Below are 15,671 nucleotides of genomic sequence, written 5' to 3'. Positions count from 1 at the left end.
CTTTAGATTCCTCCCACTGGCTGATACTCAGCTATTGCCACGCCACTATTCCTCACCACTCTAGTGTAACGTTTCTCCCGACCAAAGAGAGTCACCCATCGACAGACGACCAGTTCTCGCAACGAGAGAACCTCAACTAGAACAGGCCATTCATTTGCCAATGCCGCCTGTACAGGCGGCATTGGCAAATGCTTTTCAGAACAGGTCATCAGAGCACAGCATCCAGGCTAATATCACGCATTGTTTGCTCGCGCAACAAGCTCAGCACACATCTGAGATCACCACCACTCTCTTTATAGGCAGCGATCTGGCGATCAGCACCGGTTCCATGCCGATTCCCCAGCAAATCACGTATATACTCCATCTCTCGCTGGCTGCCAAGGTCTTCCGCCACATCCTCCACAAAGTCCAGCATTTCGGCAATGGCATCGCGCATGCTGATTGACTGCTCACGCTGAAAGTCAAGCCATTCTGCGTTCAGCCCATAACGCGTAGCTCGCCATTTATTCTCATCGATATAGCGCCCCTGCCAGGTAGGCATCTCGCGACCACGCGCATTCAGCCATGCCAGTTTGACGACCAATGCCTGACATAGGGCCGCGATAGCAAGTGTGTCCTCAAGCGTCGAAGGCATATCACAGACGCGAAACTCCAACGTTGAAAAGAAGGTATGCGGACGCACATCCCACCAGACCTTCTTCCCATTGTCTATCGCCCCCAGGTCAACTAAACTCCGTACATAACGTTCAAACTCGTCCCACGAAGCCATGACATCTGGGACCCCACTACGAGGAAAGCGCTTCCATTGAATCGCGCGATACGACTTGAGCCCGGTGTAGCGCCCTTCCCAAAAAGGTGCATTCGTCGAAAGAGCCAGCAGATGCGGTAACCATGTCCGCACCTGATTCAACACCTTGATGCCCAGGTTCCGCTCGCGCGCACTCTCACCAATTCCGATGTGTACATGCAAGCCAAAGATCTGATCCGACAGGACCAGATCTCGATACTCTTCAATCAACTCATCATAACGCTCGCCTTTGCTACTCTCCTGATCTTGCCAGGATGAGTAAGGATGAGTGCCAGCACTCATGAGAGCAAGCCCCTCACTCGCAACTAGTTTCGCCAGTCTCGCCCTTGAGACACCCAATGCTCGACGCGCCGACCCAATATCCGTAAATACCGGTGAGGTCAGTTCTAACGTGGTCTGCAATACTTCCGGCTTAATCAGTTCGCCAAACTGCGCATATCCCTTCTCCAGAATAGTAGGTGCGCAGGACCGCAACTCTCCTGTACGATCATCTACGAGCTGAAACTCTTCTTCAATGCCTAGAGTAAAGCGTGTCGGCATGCATAAGCTCCTTCTTCAGGCGATGGCTGAAGATATTCAGAGTCTTCTTCCTTTTAATTGATACAAAGCTCATCCTACAACCCTAAAGACATTCTTACATTTATTCTACACTAAAATTTTTCTTCTCAGGTATACGAATCTATTTCTCATCAAAACTTCCCAGTTCTCCACATGCGAGGATCGGCCCACATAGCGGGCCTTAGAGATAAGGAAAGATGCGAATAGCACACCTCAGAAACAGAACCTGATAAACCAGGAAAAGTTGACCTCCCTACTCATCTTTAGGGCACAGGCATGATATAATAGGGCTTGAGATAGATTTCGCCTGCTACAACGATGTATCAGCGCGTCACTACACGCCAGCCATTCTCTTTGAAAGCAGGTCGTAAACATTATGCATCAGTATCTTTCTGCTCTGACTCGCCGCCCGCTTATCTTCGATGGCGCGATGGGTACGAATATCCAGCGCTATCACCTGACCGCTGAAGACTACGGCGGTCAGTCTTTTGAAGGGTGCAATGAATATCTTGTCCTGACCAAGCCAAAGGTGATCGAGGAGATTCATGCTGGCTTCCTTGAGGTTGGCTGTGATGTCATTGAGGCCAATTCATTTACCGCCAGCCGTCTCAAGCTCGACGAGTACCAGCTAGGACACCTCACCTACGAGGTCAACTTTGAGGCTGCGCATCTTGCTCGCTCGCTAGCTGACCGCTATAGTACCGCCAGCCACCCGCGCTTCGTCGCGGGCTCCGTTGGCCCCACTGGTATGCTGCCCTCCTCCGATGATCCCATGCTAAGCAATATCACCTATCAGCAACTCGCGAAGATCTTCCATGAGCAGGGGGTCCCGTTGCTCAAAGGTGGCATCGATGTCTTTCTGATCGAGACGAGCCAGGACATCCTTGAAGTGCGTGCCGCCATTACTGGTTTACGGCGCGCGATGGAGGAAGTTGGTCGCCGCATTCCGATCCAGGCCCAGGTTTCGCTCGATACCAGCGGACGCATGCTACTGGGAACGGATATCGCCGCAGTGATGACAACCCTGACGGCCCTGCGTGTAGATATTATTGGCCTTAACTGCTCAACCGGCCCTGAACATATGCGAGAGCCTGTACGCTATCTCGCTGAGCAGTGCCGCCTCCCTATCTCAACCATTCCCAATGCTGGTATTCCACTGAACGTCAATGGGCAGGCAGTCTATCCCATGGAGCCGGAGCCAATGGCTGAAGCTCTGCGCGACTTCATTGAAGAGTTTGGCGTCAATATCGTGGGCGGCTGTTGTGGAAGCACACATGAGCACCTGGACGCCATCGTGCGCGCCTGCCGACCTGTAAAACGCCAGGCTCGCCCCCAGGCTGATGCCAACATCGAGGAGAAAGATTTTCGTCGTATTATGCCTCCCCTGGTCTCCAGCGCTATCCGCTCCATCGAGATGCAGCAGGACCCGGCCCCTCTCCTCATCGGCGAGCGCGTTAATGCTCAAGGGAGCAAAAAGGCCAAGCAGTCTCTATTGAAGGACGACTATGATACCTTGCTCGGCATCGCCCGCGAACAGGTCGAGGGTGGCGCTCACGTTCTCGATGTCCAGGTAGCCCTGACTGAACGCGTCGATGAGCCTGACCAGATGGCAAAGACCGTCAAGAAGCTCTCTATGGGAATCGAGGCCCCCTGGTCATCGACTCAACTGAGGGCGATGTCATTCAGTCCGCCCTGGAGATCTATCCTGGACGCGCCATCATCAATTCCATCAATATGGAGAACGGTCGCCAGCGCATTGAGCGTGTGGTCCCGCTCGCGCTCGAACATGGAGCAGCCCTGATCGCGCTGACTATTGACGAAGAGGGGATGGCGAAATCTGTTGAGCGCAAAGTAGAAATCGCGCATAAGATCTATGATATCTGTGTCAATGAATATGGCCTCTCTCCCAACGCCTTGATTTTCGATCCCCTGACCTTTACGATTACGACCGGGCAGGAGGAGCTACAAACGGCGGGTATTGATACGCTTGAGGGTATCCGACGTATTAAGGAAGAGCTTCCAGGTGTAATGACAGTCCTGGGTGTAAGTAACGTCTCCTTCGGACTGAAGCAGCACGCGCGCGCTGTCCTCAATAGCGTCTTCCTCTATCACGCGGTCAAAGTTGGCCTTGATATGGCTATCGTCAATCCTACCCATATCAAGCCTTACGCCGAGGTCGATAGCGAGCAGCGCCAGTTAGCCGAGGATCTAATCTTCAATCGCCCTGATGCACTGCCGCGCTTTATCGAATACTTCGAGTCCCACGGTCCACAAAAGACCGAAGGGGCAACGAAGGCCGATCCCACTGAAGGCATGAGCACAGCCGAGCGCATCCACTGGCAGATACTCCACCGGCGCAAAGAAGGTATCGAGCCCCTCATTGATGAGATAATCAAACAGCGTGCCGAGGAAAACGCTGTTTCGACCGATGAAGCCGCTGTCGATGTCCTCAATACAGTGCTGCTACCCGCGATGAAAGATGTTGGGGACCGCTTTGGCGCGGGCGAACTGATCCTGCCCTTTGTGCTACAATCCGCCGAGGTTATGAAAAAGGCTGTAGCGCACCTGGAAAACTACCTGGAGAAGCAGGAGGGCTATACCAAGGGCAAGGTCGTTCTGGCAACCGTCTTTGGCGATGTTCACGATATCGGTAAGAATCTTGTCAATACGATCCTGACTAACAATGGCTATACCGTCTATGATTTGGGCAAACAGGTTCCTCTGAACACAATCATTGAGAAGGCTATCGAGGTGAAGGCCGATGCCATCGGGCTCTCGGCGCTGCTGGTGAGCACCTCAAAACAGATGCCGCTCTGCGTCAAAGAACTGCACAAGCGCGGACACAATTTCCCGGTCATTATTGGTGGCGCGGCCATCAATCGCTCGTTCGGTCGCCGTATCCTCTTCGTGGATGAGCAGACACCAGAGGCTACGCCACTTCCCTATGAACCGGGTGTCTTCTACGCTCGCGATGCCTTTGAGGGCCTGGATATCGTTGACCGCCTGACCAGTCCAAGCGAGCAACGCTCAGACTTTGTGCAGAAGATTAAGCAAGAGGCCATCAACGAGCGCCAACGCAAAGCCAGCGGAAAGGCGGACGCCCCAGCCAGTCAGACACAGATAGATACCACCCCCTCCGCGAGCATTAAGCCCCTCGCCACGCTCCCACGCCCTCCCTTCTGGGGGGCCCGCGTGCTCGACCGCATCGGTCTAGAGGATGTTGCCGAGTGCATGGATATCAAGACGCTCTATCGCCTGCACTGGGGCGGTAAATCGCATGGCGAAGAGTTTGAGCGCCTGGTAGAGCAAGACTTCAAGCCCCGCCTGGAGCGTATGATGCGCTCAGCTCGCCAGTTGCGTTACTTGCAGCCTAAAGTGGTCTATGGCTACTATCCCTGTCAGTCCAGCGGCAATGAGCTTATCGTTTATGAGCCCGGCGAAGTCGAGAGTGGCAAGCCAGTCTCACAGTGGCGCGAGTTCAAGCGCTTTAGCTTCCCACGCCAGCGTGAACGTGACCGCCTCTGCCTCGCCGATTACTTCGCGTCTGTCGAGAGCGGCAATGTTGATGTCGTTCCCCTTCAGGTCGTAACGATGGGAAGCGCCGCGTCAGACTACATTGAACAGCTACAGCAGGCAGGAGACTACTCTGAGGGCTACTTCGTTCATGGGCTCGCCGTCGAGATGGCGGAGGGACTGGCGGAGTATACAAACCGCCTCGTACGCCAGGAGCTAGGATTGGAGGGGGAGCGAGGTCGCCGCTATAGCTGGGGCTATTCCGCGATCCCTGATCTGGAGGATCATGAGAGGCTCTTCCAGGTCCTTCCCGTTACCGCGTCGATTGGCGTCTCCCTCACCGAGTCTTATCAACTCGTACCGGAGCAGTCAACCGCCGCGATCATTGTTCACCACCCTCAATCCTCTTACTTCTCAGTGCGCGCCACTGAGGCTGCCTTAGTATAATCAACCATCAAGAAGGGGCGCAGCTTATGAACTGCCCCCTTCTCGGTGGCACTCTTCCTCAGCCTTCCGCACAATGTCGAGCACAAAATCGGCCTTGGCATCGGTATAGCCTACCCGGTCGGAGCCGTAGCGTGCCGCTAGATCTATCTTTAGTTCTTGGTACGCCTGGCGCGCCTCTGGATGCGCGATAAGGTAGTCACGGAAGCGAACCATCCTCATCTGCTCACTTGTACGCTCTATCATATGCAGATGAAAGAGATGCTCGAAAGAGGAGACGCCGTGCGGCTTGACAAAATAGTGTCGCTCTGGAATGCCGTTCTCGCCTCGATACATATAATCTAGCGCCTCCAAAGGTCCAACACATTCTGCAACGAGATCCAGGCTACGCACAATGACCAGGATATCAATGATTGGCTTGGCACTTAATCCCGGTATCGATGTGCTCCCAATATGTTGTATCTCTTCGGCGTATGCCCCAATCACACCCTCGATCAACGTCCGCTCCTTCTCGAAGACATGCGGCCAGCTTACATCGTAGGACATAATGACAATCTTCTGCATACTTATTAGCCCCATCTCGCAAATATATATTCACACGCATCAATAGAAGACATTATTGTAGCATAGCCCTTTTGTGGAGCACGACCTGTCCATTTGTGATTAAGTAGCGTACAATAAGAACAATATATTCGCTATTATAAATAATAAATCCGACATCCTTGCAGCAGAAATGAGGTTTCCCTGATGCGCCGCACTCAAACATCACTGCTCCTTCTCATCCTTGGGGGAGTCCTGGTCATTGGTGGCATAATCTACGGCTCCCGCTCACACTACCTGGGGTACAAAGCCAGTGGTCCCGATAAGCTCATTCACACTGTTCTCGATCCCAGCAGCGATATGAGCAATAGCAGTAGCAAAGCTATCTTTTACATTCAACTCAAAGGCGATCCTAACATTTACTATATGAATACCGCCGATTTCGTGAATTGGGATGATCTGCTAAGTCTTTCGCCAACTTCATACATGATTAGCTATGACGATGCAACCTCGGCACCGATTCATATTACAGGCAAGGATACCAGTAACGAAGGAGAAGAGAATTACACGATCAGCGGTACCGCCTATCGCCTGGTTCAGTTAGTAGCAAATAGCGGCAATCAGTCAGTAGCAATCAATACACGCCAGTATGTTCAGAATCCCCAAGGACGCTACGAGAATGACTGGCCCATTGGAACAGGGGCCATCATCCTGGGAGCCATCCTTCTCATTGTGGGGTTATTCCTCCGCCGTGGCTTACAAGCGGTAGGGTCTCCTTCTTACATGGTAATGCAACCAGGACAGGTCCCGCCATATCCTGGCGCGCCTATGCCATACGCGCCACAAGCGCAATCGCCTTATGCTGCGTACCCACCCGCACAACCATCTCATCCTTCTTATCCCGGCTACCCCTCGATAACACCCATGCCACAGGCTCAGCTCTCTCACCCATCCTATCCTGGCTACCCGCCTGTAGCACCCACGCCACAGGCTCAGCTCTCTCACCCATCCTATCCTGGCTACCCGCCTGTAGCACCCACGCCACAGGTCCAGCCTTCACATCCTTCTTATCCTGGCTATATGCCCACTGAGTCCGCGCCTCTCGCTCAACCCGCCTCTCCCTCCTATCCACCTGCCCAACCCGCACCCTCCGAACATTATGGGTCAGGACAATATACCCCACAACCACCCAATCCCTTCGCAGATCCCGCGCAAACACCCAACGCTTCCTATCCCTTTGCTCAACCTGCCCCTTTTGAGCAATATGGATCGGAACAATACACTCCACAACAGGAGGCCCAACCACACCCAATCAGCCCCGAAGCCGGTACAGCCTATGGAGGCTATCAGTTGCCCCCCAATGCCGACCCCGACGCCACCCAGATTGGGAAACGAAAGGAAGAATAACCTGGAATGCCGCTGCTGAAGCGACGCGGCTACATATGGAAGGAGGCGCTTGGAAGAGCGAAACAAACATCAGATGCAACTAATGTTAACCGCTCCCATTCATACGTCTACTCATCATATGTAGCCGCGTCGCTTCAGCAGCAGCACCACACTAAAACCCAGTGCAAGATTGGCGCGGATCGCCTATAATAGTGCGTATGCGTGTCACATAGCGGAGACACACTCTAGCGGAATATCAGGAGGCCAAATAACTTATGCCCTGGTTATTAATCTTGCTTATCATCTTCAGTGTTGCCGTTGTGGCGTTCATTCTCTTTCTTGTAAGCATGGCATATATTGAACGCCAGGAGATGCACTGGCTTGCTCTCAATGGTACTCCCATCCAGGCCCGTATCCGCGAACTGCATCTGCTCGCATCCGCCTCCCAACCAGTCCCCTCCACCAATGAGACAGAAGAGCACCACCCTCAAACCACGTCAGTTCGCCACATCGTCATCGCGGAATGGACTGATCCTGAGACTGAAGAGGCCTATACCTTTCGTAGCCGCCCCCTCAAGCAATTACCTGAAGAATACCGCGAAGGCTACCTCATCAACGTGCTCATCGATACCGAACATCCTGCTCGCTACGCGCTCGCCGATGATCTCCGCACCTACCAGGATAGGCATAAATAGCCCGCTAAGGATCCTCCTTCACAATCCCCTCCAATCCCCTGCCCCCGACAGAACCCAGTCAGCCTATCGAAGCACAGACGGGACATTGTTTCTCCATCTCTCCCGCCGCTCAAGACTATAAGAATGGCTGTTTCCTCCCCCTTTCCTCTTTGCGGCAAGTCTATACTGAAAACACGACTGCTCGCTTGTCTGACTTGAGCCTTTCTGGTGGCGCTATTGTTTTCCAAACAGTGTTTGGAATCTGAACAGTATTCAATCTGTGGAGGAGCGATAACATGCAAGCCTTTCGGGCAATTTATCAACGCCTTACCTTTCCATTTGCTCTCGGTTTCGTTATTGCACTCCTTCCCACCCTTTTGTTTAGTATTGGACAACTGGTGCTCTTTATCGTTATGCATACCGCGAATATGGGGGGATCAGCACATATCTGAGCTTCTTTGGCCTGATCTCACAGGTCATAGCACTCATGCTCTATGCAATCATCTATCCAGCAATGTTGGTACTGCTTTTCTTCCCGAAACTACGTACGCTCAGCTACGGCATGGTCATACCTCTCATCATTGTTCCTGTTGCCTCATTGTTCTTCTTCGGATCGGGGGGAGCCTGGCTCGCCCTCCCCCTGGCTATTGTGGTCATAGCCTTTGTCATTCGTTTACTCCTCAGCAGGCATCAGCAACGCTCGCTCCGACCAACAGGATAGCGACCCAGGCATGAGTGGTGCGCACATACAGTTACCTTTCCCACCTCAAATATCGTATTATGAATATAGGCGTCTTGTAGTGATAGAGGAGCTGTTGCTGTTACTCAGGGATGAGGAGGGAGAAAGCATGACAAAAGCCAGGCAATGGGCATCACGATGGCTCAAGAATTGGTATGTTGGATCGGTAGCCTGGACACTGGTCGGCATAGGCTGGCTGGTTCTCTTTCTCTTTGATCAGCGCCAGACACATATCATCACAGCTCTGGCTTCATTTGTTGTCGGCCTGACGTTCTTCTTGTTAGCGCGCCAAGCAACACGCTAGACAGTGTCAGTATGCATTTCTAAGATCTGATGTGAAGCCCTTCGTGTGCTTGAGTTTCGACTAACGTGTAAAAGATATACTCTCGCGCGCCGATATGGTATACTGACATAGGTCAGAATATACTCACTAACATCTCATACCTGGAGTTCATTTGTGTACTGGTATACGCAGCATCGCAAACAGATTCACTCTTGCGCCTGTCGCTGCGTTCACGAAGGCCGCCCTTCTCGCTTTAGCTCAGCCCTTCGTGAACGTAATTGACGTGCGCCTCAATCAGGTCAGGCTAGAGCACACCGCTCCGTCGCTATGCCCTGCCTCTTGATTGCAGGAATAGACCATGTTTGCCAGTAATTGTACACATTCATCTCTTCCGCACGTCTCCGCCTGAGCTATCCCCTTTAGATTATTCAACCCGGTCTTGTGTTATGCACTTACGACCCGTGCGCAACGACTCATGACCAGGAAGCCCATGCAAGAGATGCACCTGAACGCAAGAGGAGGATCATTAGCTCATGCCAACTAACTCTGAGAAACCAGTTTACATATACAATTCCATGTCGCGTGAGCGCGAGCTCTTTCAGCCACTCAATCCACCACGCGTCACTATCTATTCCTGCGGCCCCACGGTATACAAGGACATCCACGTCGGCAACCTGCGAACCTTCATCATGACCGACTGGCTGCGCCGCGTACTTGAGTACAATGGGTACGATGTCTACCTGGTACGTAATATCACCGATGTGGGGCACCTGCAAAATGATACCGAAGAGCTAGGCGAGGATAAGCTTGAGCATGAGGCACGCGTCACCGGACTCTCTGCCTATGACATCTCCCAGCGCTATACCGAGCAGTATATGCGCGATTCCGCCGAACTCAATATCCTGCCGCCTCACCTCAATCCCAAAGCGACCGATCATATCACCGAAATGCAGGAAATGACGAGCAAGCTCATCGAGAAGGGGCTGGCCTATGTCGCCAATGGCAATGTTTACTACGATGTCGCCAAATTCCCCACCTACGGCAAGCTCTCTGGCAATACCATCGAGAACCTGCGCGCGGGTGGGCATGGGCGCGAACAGATGGAGGTCGCAGAAGATAAGCGCTCTCCCGAGGATTTCGCGCTCTGGAAGAGCGGTGATGAGAGCCGCCAGATGAACTGGAATAGCCCCTGGGGCTCTGGCTTCCCTGGCTGGCACATTGAATGCTCCGCGATGGCGACCAAGTACCTTGGTGAGCAATTCGATATCCATACCGGCGGACTCGATCTACTCTTCCCACACCATGAGGATGAGATCGCTCAGAGCCAGGGCGTCTATGACAAGGAGCCTGTCAAATACTGGATGCATGGCGAGTTCCTCATCATTGGCAATCGCAAGATGAAGGCCGATAGCGAAGGCATCAAAATGGCACGCTCCAAGGGAAATGTCTTGCTCGTCAGCACGCTCAAAGAAGAGGGCATCGATCCCATGGCCTTCCGCTACCTGCTACTGACGGCCCATTATCGCTCGAAGGTCAACTATACCGACGACTCAATCCATGCCGCCCAGAATGCGCTCAACAACCTGCGCGACGATCTAGCCGAGTTGCCGATCACAGAGGCGTCGACAGAATGGTCAGAGGAGGGCCAGCGAGTGCGCGAGACCTTCCATGAGGCCATCAATAACGATATGGATTTGCCAACAGCGCTAGCCATCACGCGTGAGACGGCACGCAATCAGCGGCTAGAGCCTGCCGAGCGCCGCCGCCTGGTCCTGGATTTTGACCGAGTGCTCGGTCTGCGCCTGGATACCGTTGAGCCGAAGAAACCTCGCGAGATCAGCGACGAAGCTCAGGAACTTGTGCGCCAGCGTGATGAGGCTCGCGCCTCACGCAACTGGTCACGCTCAGATCAGCTACGCGACCAGCTTAAAGCTCTCGGCTTCGAGGTTCGTGACACGCCCAAAGGCACTGAACTGGTCTAAACCAGGATATAGAGGTGCCTGCAAAGTTAGCATGCAAGCACTACATGAGGTAAAATAGCAGTAGGGCCCCATCCGGGGTGCCCTGCTGCTATTTTACTGTCTAGCCGCCAAGCAGACACTCAAGGAGGGCACGACATGGCATCCTGGTGGCGTAAAACAATCCAGACCGCCGAAGACCTCGCAGGCTTTGCCTCCGGCTCCTTTAATCTCCTCTCGCGCTGCGCCCGTCCCCAGAAACAAGGGACCTTACATTTCGCGGAACTACATGACTCCGTCGAGATTATCACCGATCATTATGGAGTTCCACATATATATGCCCGGAATGAAGACGATCTCTTCTTCGCTCAAGGCTTTATACACGCGCAAGAGCGCCTCTGGCAAATGGAACTTAACCGGCGCATTGGTGCTGGTCGCCTCTCAGAAATCGTCGGCCCAGTCGCACTAGAAGTAGATCGCTTCAGTCGCCGACTCGGGATGCACCGTTCCGCTCTTGAGGGTGTACAACAGCTTCCCGAGCAGATGAAGCAAATTCTTACCGCCTATGTTCTGGGCGTCAACACCTATATAAAGCACCATCAGCGCCAACTGCCCGCCGAGTTCGCTATTTTGCGCTTCAGACCCGACCCCTGGAGGCTAGCCGACTGCTTACAATGGGGCAAAATGATTGGCTGGAACCTGAGCGGAAACTGGGAAACCGAGTTGACCCGCGCGCGTCTGGTCGCCAGCATTGGAGTCGAGCGAGCCGCCAAACTCGAAGCGGGCTATGATCCCGCACATCCTCTTATCATCCCACCCGGCGTGGCCTATCAAGGTATCAATCCGGGCCTTCTTGACCAGTATGAACGCATCAAAGAGCTCACAGGCTTCGGTATGATGGGCGGGAGCAACAACTGGGTCGTCGATGGAACCATGACCACAACGGGACTCCCCATCCTCTGTAATGATCCACACCTGGGCCAGGCCGCACCCTCCATCTGGTTCGAGTGCCACCTGAACATGGGTGACCTCGATGTCGTTGGCGCATCCTTTCCAGGCTCGCCTGGCGTCGTGATTGGACATAACCGCCATATCGCCTGGGGCGTTACCAACGCCGTCTCCGACGTACAGGACCTCTATATCGAGAAGTTCAATCCCGATAACCCAAACCAGTACGAGTATCAGGGCCAATGGGAGAACGCGAAGGTCTATCGCGAGTACATCAAGATCAAGGGCGAGGAGCCTGTAGTAGAGGATGTACGCGTGACGCGCCACGGCCCCATCATTACCAAGATGCCACCACTTGAGAACATGGGCGAGGAGAAAGGTGAACTTCCTCTCGCGCTCCGCTGGACCGGGCTAGAGCAATGTAACATCGCCTGGGCAGTCCAGAAGATCAACCGCGCCACCAACTGGGACGAATTCCGCGAAGGGCTGCGCGATTGGGATGTCCCACCACAGAACTTTGTCTATGCCGACCGCCAGGGCAATATCGGCTATGTGATGGCGGGATCGATTCCCATTCGTCCCCAGCAGCAGCAAGCCCTCCTCCCCTCTCCCGGCTGGACAGGTGAGTATGAGTGGCAGGGCTACATCCCCTTCGACGAATTACCCCAGACCTTCAATCCCGAACAACACTTTATCGCGACCGCCAATAATCGCGTTATCGACGATAACTATCCCTACTATATCAGTAATGAGTGGCTCAATGGCTACCGCGCCCAGCGCATCCGTGATCTGCTGACCAGTTCTGGCAAGCTTACGCCCGCCGACATGGCGCGTATCCAAGCCGACCAGTACTCCTTGCCAGCGGAAGAATTTGTGCCCTACATCCTGAGTATAGAGCCGCGTACGCCACATGAGCGCGCCGCGCAAGACATTTTACGCACCTGGGACCATGTACTCTCGCCGGAAAGCATCGGCGCAGCCATCTATACGACCTTCTTGCGCAAACTGACCCGCCTTGTCCTCGACGCGCTCGTTGGCGAAGATCAGGAGTTGATCAATAGCTACCTTGGAGTTGGTGCAACTATCATGGCAACCCTCAACGGCTATGCCAGCCGCGAGCGCCCGCTCCTTATACGTCTGCTCAAGGAACATGATGATGATTGGTTCGCCGAGAACCCCATGCGCAATGGTCCACACTCATGGAGTGAGGCTCTACGCGCGGCCTTTGAAGCGGCCCTGGGCGAGTTACGCGACAAGCGCGGCGAGAACTTGCTCAACTGGCAGTATGGCTCCATTCACCGCATGACCTATAATCATGCCCTGGGCTCGGTGAAAGCTCTGGAGAAGATCTTTAATCGCGGCCCCTACGCCGTTGGCGGCGATATTGATACCGTCAACATGGGCACCGTCTCACCCGCCGAGCCCGAGACCGTCATTACCGTGCCCTCCTACCGTCAGATTGTCGATCTCGCGGACCTCTCGCACTCACTCTCGGGGCATGCCCCAGGACAATCCGGGCATGCCAATAGCGAGCACTATGATGACTTCATCCAAATGTGGCTTGATGTGCGCCACCATCCAATGCTCTTTGAGCGCAAGCATATCGAGACACTCACAGAAGGCACCCTGATCCTACATCCACCTCATCCATGAGTTTACCGTTGCTGAGAGATTGTAGTCATCGAAGTCAACAGAAACTTTACAGAGTTCTGACTCTTTCTTGACAAGTATCTTGTATAGTATAGCTATGCGCTAGCAGAGTGAGTCACAGGCTTTGCGAAGCATCCTTTCAGGTCACTGGACCTGCTCAATAACCCCAAAGAGCAGGTCCTCCTTTTTTTACCTGTATAACTCTCCCACACCCATTCCTCCAAACAACTCACGCTCTTACAATAGAATACCTACGCCTAGCCATAATGTCTCCCCTTAATCTCTTGACAAAAGAAATTACAATCAGTTATATTCAATATAACAATTAGTTATTCATGGGTGGAATAATGAATTTAGCAGAAAAAATGAAGCACTTACGTGCCGTAGAAGGCGAATTGCGTGGTTACCAGCGACCGATGACGCAGGTTGAGGTTGTGCAGGCCATGCGCGAAGAACTTAACGAGACCCTGAGCCAGGCCTACCTTTCACAGCTTGAAAGTGGTAAGCGTCTTCATCTGACCGCCTCTAGCCGAGATCTTCTGGCGCGCTTCTTCAATGTCCATCCTGGATATCTCGTCAGCGATCCACCCGATTTCAGTACAGACCTGCTTACCTCACTCGATACAGGAGATGAACGCCTGAACACCTGGCTGGATGCCAGCGCCACGGAATGGCGCTCAGAGCCAGATTTACATGCACTACTACAGTTTCTCGCCAGCACTTCGAATCCTAGAGCCTATCTGGCACTTTTTCGCAAACTGACCGCGTTAAGCTTTGAGGAGCTTGAAGCCGTTACCGAAGCTCTCACGACGAGGGTCGATTCGTTCAATCTGGAAGATACGCCAGCCATCCTAAACAATAAAGAAGTACCATAACATTGTATTTCTCATGCACACTTGCGTCTTAGTTAATAGATCCAGCAAGCGCGTCTACACCATTGCTCGACAAGTAGCATTCTCAACTGCGGAACGATTCCGCCAGATACAAGTCGAAATGGTAGTCGCGAGAAAGGAAGAGGTCTTACATTCGTGTATATGCGTCAATCCGGGCAACAGGATGCCCAGCCGAGAGGATTACGCCTGGCACGCAATCCAATCTTGCAGCGTCATCCAATCTTGACTCCGCTGGCCTTGCTAGGCGGGTCGCTTCTGCTTGGATACGCCGCGCTCCACGCTGACGACCTGTTCCCCTGGCTGTCGTTCTTTGGCATCACCCCGTTTCCAGCGTACCTCTCTATCGCGCTTGTCAGCGGTCTCGCTGGTTTTGTTACCGCTATTATCAGTCTGGTAGAATGCTTTGACCGTGCGCTGGGAAAAAATAACCGGAAACGCGGTCTACCTGGAGATAAAGGAGCAGCGCTATGCTAGCAACTGATTCGCTCTCGCTTGTCTTTATTGCGTGTTTCCTGTTCGGTCTTCTCTTCTTGCTCGCTGTGGCCTTCCTTGGTCAACTCAGCCACGGTCATGGCGGCGTTGGACATGATGCCGGAACAGGACACGGGCTTATACACGGTGTGCAGGCACATGTCGGTGATACCTTTCACGCGTCTCACGCCTCAAGCATTCATGCTGATGCTCACCACCATGTCGGCGGTGGTGATCATGGTGGTGAGCACGATGGCGGACATGGCTTCTCACTGCTCGCGCTCCTCAATCCAACCGCCATTGTGCTCTTCCTACTCTGGTTTGGCTTCTTTGGTTACCTGTTCCATAACGTCACCAACCTGACATTGCCGATTACCATCGTCTGTGCTGTGGGAAGTGGCATCATTCTGGCTGCCCTCATCGTCAATCTGTTTGACCGCCTGGTTGGTCATAGTGAGGCGACAACGGTTCAGGATATATCGGAGCGCACAGGCCTGGTAGGTAAGGTCAATATGGCGATTCCCGCGAATAGTCTTGGTGAGATCATCTATATCTCGCCGGGTGGTCATCGCAAGACGATTCCCGCTCGTAGCGCCGATGGTAGGCGCCTGGAACGGGGACAAGAGATCGTTGTATTGAGCTATCAGCGGGGTATTGCAGAGGTAGACACATGGGAGCACTTCATTGAGCAAGAAGGCGGCACACTCAATGAGAACGAGGTAGACAAGCTGCACTCACTTATGAATGATCTAAATGTTAAAGATTCTGACTATGCCGTACGTCAAGATATGCAAAAGGAGTAAAGG

The 15,671-nt window shown here is 53.3% G+C and carries 15 protein-coding genes; 12 read left to right on the top strand and 3 right to left on the bottom strand.

The annotated features are described in order from the left end of the window. Positions 1–2 precede the first annotated feature (2 nt). Complete coding sequence (locus K3T82_RS16880; RefSeq protein WP_220194607.1) at positions 3–209, bottom strand: hypothetical protein; 207 nt, start codon at positions 207–209, stop codon at positions 3–5. Then, entirely contained in the window at positions 209–1,348 is a 1,140-nt protein-coding gene (locus K3T82_RS16875; RefSeq protein ID WP_220194606.1) for a carboxylate-amine ligase, read from the bottom strand. Before K3T82_RS16875 ends, K3T82_RS16880 begins: the two co-directional genes overlap by 1 nt. 394 nt (positions 1,349–1,742) lie before the next feature. On the opposite strand from K3T82_RS16875, the gene K3T82_RS16870 reads away from it, so the two are divergent. Beyond that, positions 1,743–3,167, top strand: a complete 1,425-nt coding sequence (locus K3T82_RS16870) for a homocysteine S-methyltransferase family protein (protein ID WP_220194605.1) — start codon at positions 1,743–1,745, stop codon at positions 3,165–3,167. Beyond that, the gene (locus tag K3T82_RS49135; protein WP_307811080.1) at positions 3,059–5,326 is read left to right on the top strand and encodes a vitamin B12 dependent-methionine synthase activation domain-containing protein; all 2,268 of its coding nucleotides are present in this window, start codon (positions 3,059–3,061) and stop codon (positions 5,324–5,326) included. Before K3T82_RS16870 ends, K3T82_RS49135 begins: the two co-directional genes overlap by 109 nt. Before the next feature lie 24 nt (positions 5,327–5,350). On the opposite strand, the gene K3T82_RS16860 is transcribed toward K3T82_RS49135, so the two are convergent. Continuing rightward, entirely contained in the window at positions 5,351–5,887 is a 537-nt protein-coding gene (locus K3T82_RS16860) for a GrpB family protein (RefSeq protein ID WP_220194603.1), read from the bottom strand. Positions 5,888–6,070: 183 nt separating this feature from the next. Here K3T82_RS16860 and K3T82_RS16855 point away from each other — a divergent pair, with 183 nt between their 5' ends. The 10 genes from K3T82_RS16855 (at position 6,071) to K3T82_RS16810 (ending at position 15,668) form a co-directional block, all read left to right on the top strand. After that, on the top strand, positions 6,071–7,270 hold the full coding sequence (locus K3T82_RS16855; protein ID WP_220194602.1) for a hypothetical protein: 1,200 nt from the start codon (positions 6,071–6,073) through the stop codon (positions 7,268–7,270). A gap of 254 nt (positions 7,271–7,524) precedes the next feature. Further along, complete coding sequence (locus K3T82_RS16850) at positions 7,525–7,944, top strand: hypothetical protein (RefSeq protein ID WP_220194601.1); 420 nt, start codon at positions 7,525–7,527, stop codon at positions 7,942–7,944. Between the two features lie 275 nt (positions 7,945–8,219). After that, complete coding sequence (locus K3T82_RS16845; protein WP_220194600.1) at positions 8,220–8,375, top strand: hypothetical protein; 156 nt, start codon at positions 8,220–8,222, stop codon at positions 8,373–8,375. Between the two features lie 35 nt (positions 8,376–8,410). Further along, the gene (locus K3T82_RS16840) at positions 8,411–8,644 is read left to right on the top strand and encodes a hypothetical protein (RefSeq protein ID WP_220194599.1); all 234 of its coding nucleotides are present in this window, start codon (positions 8,411–8,413) and stop codon (positions 8,642–8,644) included. A gap of 127 nt (positions 8,645–8,771) precedes the next feature. After that, positions 8,772–8,966: a hypothetical protein gene (locus tag K3T82_RS16835; RefSeq protein ID WP_220194598.1), complete on the top strand. Its 195-nt coding sequence runs from the start codon at positions 8,772–8,774 to the stop codon at positions 8,964–8,966. A gap of 512 nt (positions 8,967–9,478) precedes the next feature. Then, complete coding sequence (cysS, locus tag K3T82_RS16830; protein ID WP_220194597.1) at positions 9,479–10,927, top strand: cysteine--tRNA ligase; 1,449 nt, start codon at positions 9,479–9,481, stop codon at positions 10,925–10,927. Positions 10,928–11,062: 135 nt separating this feature from the next. Then, positions 11,063–13,504, top strand: a complete 2,442-nt coding sequence (locus K3T82_RS16825) for a penicillin acylase family protein (protein WP_220194596.1) — start codon at positions 11,063–11,065, stop codon at positions 13,502–13,504. A 344-nt stretch (positions 13,505–13,848) separates the two neighbouring features. Further along, the gene (locus K3T82_RS16820) at positions 13,849–14,376 is read left to right on the top strand and encodes a helix-turn-helix domain-containing protein (RefSeq protein ID WP_220194595.1); all 528 of its coding nucleotides are present in this window, start codon (positions 13,849–13,851) and stop codon (positions 14,374–14,376) included. A gap of 153 nt (positions 14,377–14,529) precedes the next feature. After that, a complete protein-coding gene (locus tag K3T82_RS16815; RefSeq protein ID WP_220194594.1) occupies positions 14,530–14,868 on the top strand; it encodes a hypothetical protein in 339 nt (112 codons plus the stop codon). Beyond that, entirely contained in the window at positions 14,862–15,668 is an 807-nt protein-coding gene (locus K3T82_RS16810; RefSeq protein WP_220194593.1) for an NfeD family membrane protein, read from the top strand. The genes K3T82_RS16815 and K3T82_RS16810 overlap by 7 nt, the downstream gene beginning before the upstream one ends. Positions 15,669–15,671 lie beyond the last annotated feature (3 nt).

The sequence above is a fragment of the Ktedonospora formicarum genome, assembly GCF_016587355.1.
GTDB lineage: Bacteria > Chloroflexota > Ktedonobacteria > Ktedonobacterales > Ktedonobacteraceae > Ktedonobacter > Ktedonobacter formicarum.
Note: the sequence above shows the minus strand (reverse complement) of the source record. Positions and strands in the feature narration are given on the sequence as shown.

Bases quoted from the DNA above. Each gene is read 5' to 3' on its own strand.
- K3T82_RS16880 (WP_220194607.1), bottom strand. From the start codon at position 209: ATGACCTGTTCTGAAAAGCATTTGCCAATGCCGCCTGTACAGGCGGCA.
- K3T82_RS16875 (WP_220194606.1), bottom strand. From the start codon at position 1,348: ATGCCGACACGCTTTACTCTAGGCATTGAAGAAGAGTTTCAGCTCGTA.
- K3T82_RS16870 (WP_220194605.1), top strand. From the start codon at position 1,743: ATGCATCAGTATCTTTCTGCTCTGACTCGCCGCCCGCTTATCTTCGAT.
- K3T82_RS16860 (WP_220194603.1), bottom strand. From the start codon at position 5,887: ATGCAGAAGATTGTCATTATGTCCTACGATGTAAGCTGGCCGCATGTC.
- K3T82_RS16855 (WP_220194602.1), top strand. From the start codon at position 6,071: ATGCGCCGCACTCAAACATCACTGCTCCTTCTCATCCTTGGGGGAGTC.
- K3T82_RS16850 (WP_220194601.1), top strand. From the start codon at position 7,525: ATGCCCTGGTTATTAATCTTGCTTATCATCTTCAGTGTTGCCGTTGTG.
- K3T82_RS16845 (WP_220194600.1), top strand. From the start codon at position 8,220: ATGCAAGCCTTTCGGGCAATTTATCAACGCCTTACCTTTCCATTTGCT.
- K3T82_RS16840 (WP_220194599.1), top strand. From the start codon at position 8,411: ATGCTCTATGCAATCATCTATCCAGCAATGTTGGTACTGCTTTTCTTC.
- K3T82_RS16835 (WP_220194598.1), top strand. From the start codon at position 8,772: ATGACAAAAGCCAGGCAATGGGCATCACGATGGCTCAAGAATTGGTAT.
- cysS (WP_220194597.1), top strand. From the start codon at position 9,479: ATGCCAACTAACTCTGAGAAACCAGTTTACATATACAATTCCATGTCG.
- K3T82_RS16825 (WP_220194596.1), top strand. From the start codon at position 11,063: ATGGCATCCTGGTGGCGTAAAACAATCCAGACCGCCGAAGACCTCGCA.
- K3T82_RS16820 (WP_220194595.1), top strand. From the start codon at position 13,849: ATGAATTTAGCAGAAAAAATGAAGCACTTACGTGCCGTAGAAGGCGAA.
- K3T82_RS16810 (WP_220194593.1), top strand. From the start codon at position 14,862: ATGCTAGCAACTGATTCGCTCTCGCTTGTCTTTATTGCGTGTTTCCTG.